The sequence below is a fragment of the Kocuria sp. LHG3120 genome (assembly GCF_049897445.1).
GTDB lineage: Bacteria > Actinomycetota > Actinomycetes > Actinomycetales > Micrococcaceae > Kocuria > Kocuria rosea.
On sequence record NZ_JAFCWG010000002.1, the window covers coordinates 133905 to 146630 of the forward strand.

Here is a 12726-nt window from a genome sequence, read left to right on the forward strand (position 1 = left end):
ACGGCACCGGGCCCCACGGTCCCGCGGCGCGGGCCGCCCCCTTCCGAGAGGGGGGCGGTCCGCGCCGTCGCACGTCCGGGGCGGGCGGACGGGCCGGGCGCCTCGACACCGGCGGCGGCGTTGGTAGGCTGGGAACGACCTCCCGCCCCAGGGCGGACATCCAGGCAGTGCGGCCGGGAGCTGCGTCGTGTCCTGCGCGACGGAGCCCCCGGCCGCAGTGCTGTGCACGTCCTCCCCGGTGGCATCCCTCGACCCAAGGCGGCACACATGCGACGAGCAAAGATCGTGGCCACGATCGGCCCGGCCATCTCCTCGTACGAGAACCTCTCCCAGGCGATCCGGTCCGGCATGAACGTGGCCCGGCTCAACATGAGCCACGGCGACCACTCCGTGCACGACTCCTCCTACGAGAACCTGCGGCGCGCCTCGGCGGACGTCGGGCAGACGGTCGCGATCCTCGCGGACCTCCAGGGGCCGAAGATCCGGCTCGGCCGCTTCGCGGACGGTCCGCACGAGCTGCTCCCCGGCGACGTGTTCTCCATCACCGTCGACGACGTCGAGGGCACCGCGAGCCTGTGCTCCACCACGCACAAGGCCCTGCCGGGCGACGTCAACGTGGGCGACCCGCTGCTCATCGACGACGGCCGGGTCGCCCTGCGCGCCACCGCCGTCTCGGACACCACCGTCACCACCGAGGTGGTCGTGGGCGGGGCGGTGTCCAACAACAAGGGCATCAACCTCCCCGGCGTGGCCGTGAACGTCCCCGCCCTGTCCGACAAGGACGAGGACGACCTGCGCTGGGCCCTGCGCCGCGGCGTGGACCTGATCGCCCTGTCCTTCGTGCGCGACGCCAAGGACATCGTGCGGGTGCACGAGATCATGGACGAGGAGGGCCGGCGGCTGCCGGTGATCGCCAAGATCGAGAAGCCGCAGGCGGTGGACTCCCTGCACGAGATCATCGACGCGTTCGACGGCATCATGGTGGCCCGCGGGGACCTCGGCGTGGAGCTGCCGCTGGAGCAGGTCCCGATCGTGCAGAAGCGCGCCATCGAGCTCGCCCGGCGCTGGGCCAAGCCCGTGATCGTCGCGACCCAGGTGCTCGAGTCGATGATCGACAGCCCCCGCCCCACCCGGGCCGAGGCCTCCGACTGCGCCAACGCCGTGCTCGACGGCGCCGACGCGGTCATGCTCTCCGGGGAGACCTCGGTGGGCAAGTACCCGATCGAGACGATCGAGACGATGGCCCGCATCATCGAGGCCATCGAGTCCCAGGCCCTAGAGCGCGTCCCGGCGCTGGGCACGGAGCCCCGAACCCGCGGTGGCGCGGTGACGCGGGCGGCGGTGACCATCGCCCGGCAGCTCGACGTCAGCTACCTCTGCACGTTCACCCAGTCCGGGGACTCCGCCCGCCGGCTCTCCCGGCTGCGCCCGGCCCACCCGATCCTGGCGTTCACCCCGGAGCCCCTCGTCACGGCGCTCATGTCCCTGCTGTGGGGCGTGCAGCCGATCCAGGTCGCGAAGGTCGACCACACCGACGAGATGACCCGGCAGGTCGACCTGCACCTGCAGGAGCAGGGCCTCGCGGGAAAGGACGACCTCGTGGTGATCTGCGCCGGCTCGCCCCCCGGGGTCGCCGGCACCACGAACCTCGTCAAGGTGCACCGCGTGGGCGACGTCGCCGACGCCGGGGAGCTGCTGGGCGGCGGTCAGCGGCGCGAGCGCGTGGGACCGTGGCGGGAGGGGTGAGCAGCCCCCCGGCCATGACCCCCGAGGAGCACTCCCGGGACCTGCGCGAGCACGGGGTCCCCGAGGAGCTGCACGCAGCCTTCCCCGGGCACGGGATGGGCGGTCTCGCCCGGGCGATGGGCATCCGGTTCACGGAGCTCACGCCCGGGCGGGCGGTCGCCACGATGCCGGTCGAGCCGAACACGCAGCCGGGCGGGATCCTGCACGGGGGAGCGCACTGCGTCCTCGCCGAGACGCTCGCCTCGACCGCGGCCAGCGTGCACGCCGGTCCGGGGCGGTACGCGGTGGGTGTCGACGTCAACGCGACGCACCAGCGCGGCGTGGCCTCCGGGACGGTCACCGGCACGTGCACGGCGCTGCACCTGGGCGCCACGCTCACCGTCCACGAGGTCGTGATGACCGACGAGCGGGGGCGGCGGCTGTCCACCGCCCGGGTCACCAACCTGGTGCGGGAGCGGGGCGCCGCGGGCTGACCGCACGGGGGTGGGACGAGAAGACCCCGGACCGAGAGGTCCGGGGTGCTGGTGCCCAAGGTGGGACTCGAACCCACACTCCAGGGGAACCGCATTTTGAGTGCGGCGCGTCTGCCAATTCCGCCACTTGGGCCTGCGGTCGCAGTCCGCGCCGCCTCGGGAGGGCGGCTCCTGCGCTCGACCACTCTACAACAGTTATAGGCTGGGGCTGATCGGACGGAACGCGCGGCGCCGGGCAGTCGGGCGCCGCCGGCCCCGCTGCCCGCGCGGCGCGGGCAACGACGCACCAGCAGCCAAGGAGTCAGCGTGACGGAGCAGCCGAACCCCTCCCCGGCGGAGGAGCCCGAGACCCGCGACGACCTGTCCGGCGAGGCGGCGGAGAGCGACCTGCGCCCGGCCCGCCGGGTGGTGGTCGCCGAGGACGAGACCCTGATCCGCTTGGACATCGTGGAGATGCTCCAGGACGCGGGCTACGAGGTGGTCGCGGAGGCCGACAACGGCCAGCGCGCCGTGGAGCTCGCCCGCGAGCACCGCCCCGACCTCGTGCTCATGGACGTGAAGATGCCCGTCCTGGACGGGATCACCGCGGCGGAGCAGATCGCCTCGGACCGGATCGCCCCGGTGGTCCTCCTGACGGCCTTCAGCCAGCGGGAGCTCGTGGAGCGGGCCCGCGAGGCGGGGGCCATGGCCTACGTGGTCAAGCCGTTCACGGTGGACGACCTCGTGCCGGCCATCGAGATCGCGATCTCCCGCGCCGAGGAGATCGCCGCGCTCGAGCGCGAGGTCTCGGACATGAAGGAGCAGTTCGCCACCCGCAAGCTCGTGGAGCGCGCGAAGTCGCTGCTGACCACCAAGATGGGCCTCACCGAGCCCGAGGCGTTCCGCTGGATCCAGAAGACCTCCATGGACCGCCGGCTGTCCATGCGGGAGGTCGCCGAGGCCATCATCAACCAGGTCGCCTGAGCGCGCCGTCCGGCCGCGCGGGCTGACCCGCCGGGCCCCGGCGGACCGCCTGCCCCGGCTCCCGCCCGGCCCTAGGATGGGTCCGTGGAGAAAACGACGCAGCACACGCAGACCGACCCGAGCCCCGAGACCGCTGTCCGCACGGTGACCGTCGGGACCGACACCGACCACCCCGTCGACGTCGAGATCCCCCACCCGGTCTCCCGGCCCGAGCGGAAGCTGCTGCTGGTCGACGGCCACTCCCTGGCCTTCCGCGCGTTCTTCGCGCTGTCCCGCGCCGCGGAGTACGGCGGCGGGCCCGCCTTCGTGACCTCCGACGGCCGGCACACCGAGGCCGTCTACGGCTTCGTGAACACGCTCGTGAAGCTGATCCGCGAGCAGAAGCCCACCCACCTGGTGGTCTCCTTCGACCTCGACGGCCCCACCCTGCGCTCCCAGGAGTACGAGGAGTACAAGGGCGGACGGGACGAGACGCCCGAGGAGTTCCACGGGCAGGTCCCGCAGATCCGCCGGATCCTCGACGCCCTGGGCGTGCCCGTGGTCACCGCCGAGGGCCACGAGGCCGACGACGTCCTCGCCACCCTCGCCCGCCGCGGCGCCGAGCAGGACTACGAGGTGCTGGTCTTCTCCGGGGACCGGGACGCCTTCCAGATGATCGACGAGCACGTCACGGTGGTCTACCCCGGGCGCACCCCGTCCGACCTCAAGCACATGGACGCCGCCGCCGTGGTGGAGAAGTACAAGGTGCCGCCCCAGCACTACCCGGACCTCGCGGCCCTGACCGGGGAGCAGGCCGACAACCTCCCCGGGATCCCCGGCGTGGGCGCGGGGTTCGCGGCCAAGTGGATCCTCGCCTACGGCGGCGTCGACGCGATCCTCGCGCACGCGGACCGCGTCAAGGGCAAGAAGGGCGAGGCGCTGCGCGAGCACCGCGCCGACGTCGAGCGCAACCGCCGGCTCAACCGCCTGATCACCGATCTCGCGCTGGACGTCGACCTCGCCGACGCCGGCCTGCCCGAGCCCGACGCCCAGGCGGTGGGGGAGGTCTTCGACGACCTCGAGTTCGGCGACGGCCTGCGCAACCGGCTCTTCGACGCCTTCGGGCGCCCCGCCGAGGAGGCGGCCCCGCCGGCCGACCTCGGCCTGGGCGAGGTGGAGCGCCCCGGCACCGCCGAGGACCTCGAGCAGTGGCTGGCCGGCGGGGAGGGCCCCGTGGTGCTGCACGCCCTGCACCGCGACGACGACCCCGTGCTGCCGGGCGCCCGCGAGCTCTCCGGAGTGGTCCTCGCCCGCGGCGGCCACCAGCCGTCCGCGCTGTTCCTGGACCTCGCGGCCGCCGACTCCGGCCTCGAGTCCGCACTGGCCCGCTGGCTGGCCGACGCGGACCGGCCCAAGATCGTGGACGGGCTCAAGGACGTCTGGAAGTCCCTCGCGGTGCGCGGCCTGCCGCTGGCCGGGGTCGTGGACGACCCCCAGCTCTCGGCCTACCTGCTGCAGCCGGCGCGGCGCAGCTACGAGCTCCCCGCGCTGCTCGAGGACCGGCTGGGCCTGGCGGTGGCCCCCGCCGCGGACGGCCCCGCCGCCGAGGGGCAGCAGCAGCTCGCCCTGGACGCCGAGCCCTGGCCCGCCCCGGCGGTGCTCCGGCGGGAGGCGGAGCTGGCGGTCGCCACCGTCCAGCTCTCCGAGCACCTGTTGGAGAAGCTGGCCGAGACCCACCAGACCGCCCTCCTCACGGACCTCGAGCTGCCCCTGGCCGTGGTGCTGGGCCGGATGGAGCTCGCCGGGATCGCCGTGGACCCCGAGGGGGTGCAGGTCCTGCTCGACGACTTCGCCCGGGTGATCGAGCAGGCGCAGCAGGAGGCGCACGCCCAGATCGCGGAGCCCGTGAACCTCGGCTCCACCAAGCAGCTGCAGCAGGTGATGTTCGAGGAGCTGGGGCTGCCGAAGACCAAGAAGATCAAGTCCGGCTTCACCACCGATGCCGACGCCGTGGCGGAGCTGCTCACCCGCACCGACCCGGACTCCAAGGGGCACCGCTTCCTCGCCGGCCTGCTGGCCTACCGGGACGCCAACAAGCTCCGCCAGACCGTCGAGGGCCTGCAGAAGGCCATCGCCGAGGACGGCCGCGTGCACACCACCTACATGCAGAACGTCGCCGCCACCGGCCGGCTGTCCTCCACCAACCCCAACCTGCAGAACATCCCCGTGCGCACCGAGGAGGGCCGCCGCATCCGCGGGCTGTTCGTGGTCGGGCGCCCGGAGGACGGGCGGGCCTACGAGCAGCTGCTCACCGCCGACTACTCCCAGATCGAGATGCGCATCATGGCGCACCTGTCCGGGGACGAGGCGCTGATCGAGGCGTTCCGCAGCGGCGAGGACCTGCACCGCTTCGTCGGCTCGAAGATCTTCGGCGTGGCCCCGGAGGAGGTCACCGCGCCCATGCGCTCCAAGGTCAAGGCCATGAGCTACGGGCTGGTCTACGGGCTGAGCTCCTTCGGGCTCTCCAAGCAGCTGCGGATCCCCGTCGACGAGGCCCGCACCCTGATGAGCGACTACTTCACCCGGTTCGGGGCGGTGCGCGACTACCTGCGCGGCGTCGTGGAGCAGGCCCGCGAGGACGGCTACACGGCCACGATCGACGGCCGCCGCCGGTACCTCCCGGACCTCTCCAGCGACAACCGGCAGCTGCGCTCCATGGCCGAGCGCGCCGCCCTCAACGCCCCCATCCAGGGCTCGGCCGCCGACATCATCAAGAAGGCGATGCTCGGGGTGGACCGGCGCTTCACCGACGAGGGCCTCGGCTCCCGGATGCTCCTGCAGGTCCACGACGAGCTCGTGGTGGAGGTCGTGCGCGGGGAGCGCGAGACCGTGGAGCGGGTGCTGCGCGAGGAGATGGGCGGCGCCGCCGAGCTGTCCGTGCCGCTGGAGGTCAACGTCGGCGCGGGCCGCTCCTGGCACGAGGCGGCCCACTGACCGGCCGGACCGGCGCCCCGGCCGGCCCGCTCCCCGAACCCACCGCGAACGAGGAACCCACCATGGACCCCCAGCACGACGCTCCGACGACACCGTCCACCCCCGGCACCGTGACCGAGTCCTACTCGGCCGGCGGGCACGACTACACCTTCGCGGAGTTCGGCGTGGGCCCCGGCGGCGTCGCGGCCAACCCGGCCGCCGTGGAGTGGGTGCGGGCCATCCGGCAGGGCTTCCACCAGGCGGAGCCGACCGACGAGACCCTCGAGCGCACCCTGTCCTGGATGCACGCCGAGCGGGTGCGGCTGCGAGCGGCGTACCCGCACGCCGTGCCGGAGGCGGCGCTCCCCACCCGGCGGCCCGTGGCGACCTTCACCTCCTGGGAGGGCTCGCTCAACGCGGGCCGCGGCCGGCTGCTGCGGGCCCGGCTCATCTCCGAGGTCACCGTGCGGCCCACGCACAGCCGCCGCGGGCTGCTGCGCCGGCTCATGACGGGAGAGCTCGACCGCGCCCGGCGGGACGGCTACCCCGTGGCGCTGCTGACCGCGACCGAGGCCACCATCTACGGCCGGTTCGGCTTCGGCGCGGCCACGTTCAACCGCGAGGTCACCGTGGACGCCACGACCCGCCTGCAGCTCAAGGCCCCGACCGTGGGCAGCGTGGAGATGGCCGACGGCGAGGCGGTGCGCCAGCTCGCCCCCGTGCTCTTCCAGCGCTTCCACGAGAGCTCCCACGGGTCGGTGAGCCGGGTGGCCTACCACTGGCCCGAGTACACGGGGGAGTACGCCATCACCCCGCAGAAGGCGGACCCCGAGGTGCGCTGCGCCGTGCACTACGACGACGCGATGCGCCCGGACGGCTACGTGACCTACCGGTTCGAGCCCAACACCTCCTACCCGCTGACCCTGACGGTGCTCGACCTCGTGGGCGCCTCCCCGGACGTGTCGATCGCCCTGTGGGAGTTCGTGACCTCCCTGGACCTCGTGGACCAGGTCCGCTTCGGCCGCGCCCCCGTGGAGGACCCGCTGGTGTGGGCGATGGCGGACCGGGCCAAGTACCGCGTCACCGCGGAGTCCGACAAGGTGTGGGTGCGGGTCCTGGACCCCGCCGCCGCGCTGGAGGCCCGCCCGTACACCTTCCGCGGGCGGATCGTGATCTCCCTCGTGGACTCGATGGGCTACGCCGACGGCGTCTGGGCACTGGACACCAGCAGCGGCACGCCCGTGGTCGAGCGGCTGGGCGACCGGCCCCGCACCGCCGACGACGACGCCGGGCGGTCGGTCCCCGCGGTGGAGCTGCCCGACGGGGCCGACGTGGCGATGCGGGTGGACGTGCTCGGGTCCCTGTACCTCGGGGCGGTGAAGGCGAGCACCCTCGCGCAGGCGGGACTGATCGTGGCCCGGGACGAGGACTCGCTACGGGACCTGCAGGACTTCATGGAGACCCCGACCGCCCCCTACGGCGTCACACAGTTCTGAGCCCGCGCGGCACGGCGGGTCGCGTGTTGCGCCCCTTTTCCTCCGTCCGTAGACTGACCCGGTGCGTGCTCTGCACGTGCCCTGTCCAGCAATCCTTCGGAACGGCCGCGGTCCGGCCGGACAATCTCCGTTCCGACTGATCACAAACTATCCCCATCGGAGCCCCTACTACATGACCACCACCACCCCGCAGGTTGCCGTCAACGACATCGGGTCCGCCGAGGACTTCCTCGCCGCTGTCGACGCGACCATCAAGTACTTCAACGACGGCGACCTCGTCGAGGGCACCGTCGTCAAGGTCGACCGCGACGAGGTCCTTCTCGACATCGGCTACAAGACCGAGGGCGTCATCCCGTCCCGCGAGCTGTCCATCAAGCACGATGTCGACCCGGACGAGGTCGTGACCGTGGGTGATGAGGTCGAGGCTCTGGTCCTCACCAAGGAGGACAAGGAAGGCCGCTTGATCCTGTCCAAGAAGCGGGCTCAGTACGAGCGCGCCTGGGGCGACATCGAGAAGATCAAGGAGGACGACGGCGTCGTCACCGGCACCGTCATCGAGGTCGTCAAGGGCGGCCTCATCCTCGACATCGGCCTGCGCGGCTTCCTCCCCGCCTCCCTCGTCGAGATGCGCCGCGTGCGCGACCTCGCGCCGTACATCGGCCAGCAGATCGAGGCGAAGATCATCGAGCTGGACAAGAACCGCAACAACGTGGTTCTGTCCCGCCGTGCCTGGCTCGAGCAGACCCAGTCCGAGGTCCGCTCCAACTTCCTGCACAAGCTCGAGAAGGGCCAGGTCCGCACGGGCACGGTCTCCTCGATCGTCAACTTCGGTGCCTTCGTGGACCTGGGCGGCGTCGACGGCCTCGTGCACGTCTCCGAGCTGTCCTGGAAGCACATCGACCACCCCTCCGAGGTCGTCGAGGTCGGCCAGGAGGTCACCGTCGAGGTCCTGGACGTCGACATGGACCGCGAGCGCGTCTCCCTGTCGCTGAAGGCGACCCAGGAGGACCCGTGGCAGCTGTTCGCCCGCACCCACGCCCTCGGGCAGGTCGTGCCGGGCAAGGTCACCAAGCTCGTCCCCTTCGGCGCGTTCGTGCGCGTCGAGGACGGCATCGAGGGCCTGGTGCACATCTCCGAGCTGGCCCAGCGTCACGTGGACATGGCCGAGCAGGTCGTCTCCGTGGGCGACGAGCTGTTCGTCAAGGTCATCGACATCGACCTGGACCGCCGCCGCATCTCGCTGTCGCTCAAGCAGGCCAACGAGGGCGTGGACCCGGACTCCACCGAGTTCGACCCGGCCCAGTACGGCATGGCCGCCGAGTACGACGACCAGGGCAACTACAAGTACCCCGAGGGCTTCGATCCCGAGACCAACGAGTGGATCGAGGGCTACGAGACCCAGCGCGCCGCCTGGGAGCAGCAGTACGCCGACGCCCAGTCGCGCTGGGAGGCGCACAAGGAGCAGGTCCGGAAGTCGATCGCCGAGGACGCCGAGGCCGCTGCCGGCGGCACGACGAGCTCCTCGTCCTCGTCCTCCTCGTCCTCCTCCTCGTCCGCGCCGGCCCCGACCAGCTACTCCTCCGAGGCCCCGGCCGCCGACTCCGGCACCCTGGCCTCCGACGAGGCCCTGGCCGCTCTGCGCGAGAAGCTGACCGGAGCCTGATCCGACAGGCACCGCCAGGCCGTTCCGCACGGCGCTGACCACGACGGCCCCCACCCTTCGCAGGGCGGGGGCCGTCGTGCTGTCCCCGGGGCCGCCGGACCGGCCGGGCGCCGCTCAGGGCCGGCTGCCGGCGGGGGTGTCCACCCAGTCCGTGCCGACGGGCCGCAGGACACCGGCGCCGGCGGTCAGCGAGGCCACGCGGGAGTGCAGCGCGGCGACGGCCGCGTCGTCGTCGGGCAGGGCGAGGCCCAGCTCCGCGCCGGCCGCCCCGTAGGCGGTGTCCAGGACCGTGGTCCCGGCCGCGCGCAGCTCGTTCTCGATCCGGCCCGCGTCCGCGTGGGAGGCGGGGAGCCGGTAGAGCCGCTGCCGCCGGCGGACCACCAGGGACGCGCCGTCGAGGGCCTGGGACACGGCCTCGGAGTAGGCCCGGACCAGCCCGCCGGCGCCGAGCAGGGTGCCGCCGAACCAGCGGACCACCACGGCGCTCACGTCCGAGAGGTCGGTGACGTCCCGGCCGGCGGCGTCTGTGGCGGTGCGCCGCAGCACGAGGGCCTCGAGCATCGGCAGGCCCGCGGTGCCGGCGGGCTCGCCGTCGTCGGAGGAGCGCTGCACGTCCCGGTCCGGGCCCAGGACGAACGCCGAGCAGTGGTGGCGGGCGTCGTGGAATCCGCGCCGCAGCTCCTCGGCCAGGGCCCGGGCCTCGGCCTCCGTGGGCGCCCGGCGCAGCACTGCCAGGAAGCGGGAGCGCTTGATCTCCAGCTCGGCCACCGCCTCCGTGCCCGCGGCGAGCGTCGTGTACCGGGTCGCGCGGCTGAGCAGGGGGTCCGGGTCCATGCTCCCCACTCTAGGCCGGGCCCCGCGCGCCCTCGACGGGACCGGGACGGGGTGCTAGACAGGGGAGCAGCCGCGACCGAGGGAGCAGACATGCGCATCGCCGACACCTCCGACCTCTGGTGGAAGCAGGCGGTCGTGTACTGCGTGGACGTCGAGCGGTTCCTGGACACGGACGGCAACGGCGTCGGCGACATCGCCGGGCTGGCCGAGAGGGTGGACTACCTGGCGGAGCTCGGCGTCACCTGCCTGTGGCTCATGCCGTTCTACCCTTCGCCCAACCGGGACGACGGCTACGACATCACCGACTTCTACGGCGTCGACCAGCGGCTGGGCAGCTTCGGCGACCTCGTGGAGCTCGTCCGCACCGCCCAGGACCGCGGTCTGCGGGTCATCGCCGACCTCGTGGTCAACCACACCTCCGACCAGCACCCGTGGTTCCAGGCCGCACGTTCGAGCACGGACAACCCGTACCGCGACTACTACGTGTGGCGGGCCGACGAGCCGCCGGACACCTCCGGGAAGGCCGTGTTCCCCGACCAGGAGGGCGGCATCTGGACCCGGGACGAGATCACCGGGCACTGGTACCTGCACCGCTTCTACCGCCACCAGCCCGACCTCAACCTCTCCCACCCCAAGGTGCGGGACGAGATCGCGAAGATCGTCGGGTTCTGGCTGCACCTGGGCCTCGACGGCTTCCGCGTGGACGGGATCCCCCAGCTGCTCACGCTGGCGCAGGGCGACGACTTCGAGAACCAGGGCGGGTTCACGGACCCGCACGGGTTCCTGCGCTCGCTGCGCAGGTTCGCCAACCGCCGCAACGGCCGGGCCGCCCTGCTGGGCGAGGTCAACCTGCCCTACCAGCAGCAGCTCGAGCTGTTCGGCACGGAGGACGCGGGGGAGCTGACCATGATCTTCGACTTCGTGGCCATGCAGAACCTCTACCTCTCGTTGGCCCGCCGGGACGCCGGGCCGCTGGCGACCGCCCTGAAGAACCGGCCCCGCATCCCGCAGGACGCCCAGTGGGCCAACTTCGTGCGCAACCACGACGAACTCACCCTCGACCAGCTCTCCGCGTCCGAGCGGGAGGAGGTCTTCGCCGCCTTCGGGCCAGAGGAGCGCATGCAGATCTACGGCCGGGGCCTCACCCGGCGGCTGCCGCCCATGCTGGACGGGGACCGGCAGCGCATCCGGATGGTCTACTCGCTGCTCTTCTCCCTGCCGGGCACCCCGGTGCTGTACTACGGCGAGGAGATCGGCATGGGCGAGAACCTCGCCGCCGAGGGCCGCATGGCCGTCCGCACGCCCATGCAGTGGACCTCCGGGCGCAACGGGGGGTTCTCCTCCGCCGGCGCCGAGGACCTCTCCGGCCCCGTCGTCGAAGGAGAGTTCGGCCCCGCGGCCGTGAACGTGGCCGACGCCAAGCGGGACCCGGACTCCCTGCTGAACTTCGTCACCGCCCTGGCCCGCCGCTACCGCGAGTGCACCGAGCTGGCCTGGGGGCCCGCCGAGGTCCTGGACCAGCCGCGGCGGGAGGTCCTTGCCCACCGGTGCTCGTGGGAGGGCTCCGGCATCGTGGCGCTGCACAACTTCTCCGCCGAGCCCACCACGGTGCCGCTGCGGCTGCCGGACGAGGAGGAGGGCACCGAGCTGCTGGACCTGCTGGGCAGCGGGACGTGCACCCTCGACGCCGACTCCTCGGCCGAGCTGGCCCTGGAGGGCTATGGGTACCGCTGGCTGCGGGTGCAGCGGGCGCACGGGCCCGGCACGCTGCCGGACGTCATGACCACCGTGGCCGGGGCCGGGGAGGCCTGAGCGCCCGGCGGGGCGCGGCCGGGACCGGCCGATAGCATGGTCCCATGCTGACCATCGGACTCACCGGCGGGATCGCCTCGGGCAAGTCCACGGTCTCCCGGCGGCTCATGGAGCTCGGGGCCACCGTGGTCGACGCCGACGCGATCGCCCGCGCCCTGCAGGAGCCGGGCCGGCCCGGCCTCGAGGGGATCGTGGAGGAGTTCGGACCCTCCGTGCTGACCCCGGACGGCCGCCTGGACCGGGCCGCGCTCGGCGCCCGCGTGTTCGCGGACCCGGAGGCGCGCGCCCGGCTCAACGCGATCATCCACCCCCTCGTCCGGGCGGAGGCCGAGCGGCTCGCGGCCGCGGCCGGGGAGGACGCCGTCCTGGTCGAGGACATCCCGCTGCTCGTGGAGACCGGCCAGCACGGGCGCTTCGACCTCGTCCTCACGGTCCAGGCCCCGGCGGAGGAGCGCGTGCGGCGGATGGTCGAGGACCGCGGCATGACGGAGGCCGACGCCCGCGCCCGGATCGCCGCCCAGGCCACCGACGAGGAGCGGGCCGCCGTCTCCAGCACCGTGCTGGTCAACGACGGCACCGTGCAGCACCTGCTCGACCGCGTGGACGCGTGGTGGGAGTGGCACGTGGAGCCGCGCCTGGCGTCCACGCCGCCCCCGGAGTGAGCCTCCGCCTCAGGACGACCACGCGGTAGGGTCGTAGCAACCAGAACGCACCACCGATCCACACGACCGACGCACACAACCGAGACACGGCGGCCGTCCGCTCGTCCGAGGCCGAGGGCAGCCGG

At 72.9% G+C, this 12726-nt stretch carries 9 protein-coding genes and 1 tRNA gene; 8 read left to right on the forward strand and 2 right to left on the reverse strand.

Features of this window, described 5'->3' with window-relative positions; translation table 11 throughout:
• Positions 1-267: 267 nt before the first annotated feature.
• Both pyk and ACP7CD_RS04625 read left to right on the forward strand, forming a co-directional pair.
• Positions 268-1746: a pyruvate kinase gene (gene pyk / locus ACP7CD_RS04620; protein WP_426119168.1), complete on the forward strand. Its 1479-nt coding sequence runs from the start codon at positions 268-270 to the stop codon at positions 1744-1746.
• On the forward strand, positions 1743-2219 hold the full coding sequence (locus ACP7CD_RS04625) for a PaaI family thioesterase (RefSeq protein ID WP_017832866.1): 477 nt from the start codon (positions 1743-1745) through the stop codon (positions 2217-2219). Before pyk ends, ACP7CD_RS04625 begins: the two co-directional genes overlap by 4 nt.
• Before the next feature lie 49 nt (positions 2220-2268).
• On the opposite strand, the gene ACP7CD_RS04630 is transcribed toward ACP7CD_RS04625, so the two are convergent.
• A tRNA-Leu gene (locus ACP7CD_RS04630) sits at positions 2269-2352 on the reverse strand.
• Positions 2353-2579: 227 nt separating this feature from the next.
• Here ACP7CD_RS04630 and ACP7CD_RS04635 point away from each other — a divergent pair.
• The 4 genes from ACP7CD_RS04635 to rpsA all read left to right on the forward strand — a co-directional run bounded on the left by ACP7CD_RS04635 (position 2580) and on the right by rpsA (position 9293).
• Complete coding sequence (locus ACP7CD_RS04635) at positions 2580-3182, forward strand: ANTAR domain-containing response regulator (protein WP_426119626.1); 603 nt, start codon at positions 2580-2582, stop codon at positions 3180-3182.
• An 84-nt stretch (positions 3183-3266) separates the two neighbouring features.
• Positions 3267-6155 (forward strand): DNA polymerase I, encoded by a 2889-nt coding sequence (polA, locus tag ACP7CD_RS04640; RefSeq protein WP_426119170.1) that lies wholly within the window; start codon positions 3267-3269, stop codon positions 6153-6155.
• 62 nt (positions 6156-6217) lie between these two features.
• Complete coding sequence (locus ACP7CD_RS04645; RefSeq protein ID WP_095650999.1) at positions 6218-7630, forward strand: GNAT family N-acetyltransferase; 1413 nt, start codon at positions 6218-6220, stop codon at positions 7628-7630.
• Positions 7631-7802: 172 nt separating this feature from the next.
• On the forward strand, positions 7803-9293 hold the full coding sequence (rpsA, locus tag ACP7CD_RS04650) for a 30S ribosomal protein S1 (RefSeq protein WP_035924005.1): 1491 nt from the start codon (positions 7803-7805) through the stop codon (positions 9291-9293).
• Positions 9294-9407: 114 nt separating this feature from the next.
• On the opposite strand, the gene ACP7CD_RS04655 is transcribed toward rpsA, so the two are convergent.
• Positions 9408-10127, reverse strand: coding sequence for an IMPACT family protein (locus ACP7CD_RS04655; protein ID WP_017832861.1), 720 nt, complete (start codon positions 10125-10127; stop codon positions 9408-9410).
• A 90-nt stretch (positions 10128-10217) separates the two neighbouring features.
• On the opposite strand from ACP7CD_RS04655, the gene ACP7CD_RS04660 reads away from it, so the two are divergent.
• Together ACP7CD_RS04660 and coaE are read left to right on the forward strand one after the other, a co-directional pair.
• Positions 10218-11939 (forward strand): alpha-amylase family protein, encoded by a 1722-nt coding sequence (locus ACP7CD_RS04660; protein WP_229586650.1) that lies wholly within the window; start codon positions 10218-10220, stop codon positions 11937-11939.
• Positions 11940-11983: 44 nt separating this feature from the next.
• Entirely contained in the window at positions 11984-12601 is a 618-nt protein-coding gene (coaE, locus tag ACP7CD_RS04665; RefSeq protein ID WP_095650998.1) for a dephospho-CoA kinase, read from the forward strand.
• Positions 12602-12726 lie beyond the last annotated feature (125 nt).

What these genes read in the sequence shown, in the direction of transcription:
- pyk (WP_426119168.1), top strand. Translation starts at nt 268, where the DNA reads ATGCGACGAGCAAAGATCGTGGCCACGATCGGCCCGGCCATCTCCTCG.
- ACP7CD_RS04645 (WP_095650999.1), top strand. Translation starts at nt 6,218, where the DNA reads ATGGACCCCCAGCACGACGCTCCGACGACACCGTCCACCCCCGGCACC.
- rpsA (WP_035924005.1), top strand. Translation starts at nt 7,803, where the DNA reads ATGACCACCACCACCCCGCAGGTTGCCGTCAACGACATCGGGTCCGCC.
- ACP7CD_RS04655 (WP_017832861.1), bottom strand. Translation starts at nt 10,127, where the DNA reads ATGGACCCGGACCCCCTGCTCAGCCGCGCGACCCGGTACACGACGCTC.
- ACP7CD_RS04660 (WP_229586650.1), top strand. Translation starts at nt 10,218, where the DNA reads ATGCGCATCGCCGACACCTCCGACCTCTGGTGGAAGCAGGCGGTCGTG.
- coaE (WP_095650998.1), top strand. Translation starts at nt 11,984, where the DNA reads ATGCTGACCATCGGACTCACCGGCGGGATCGCCTCGGGCAAGTCCACG.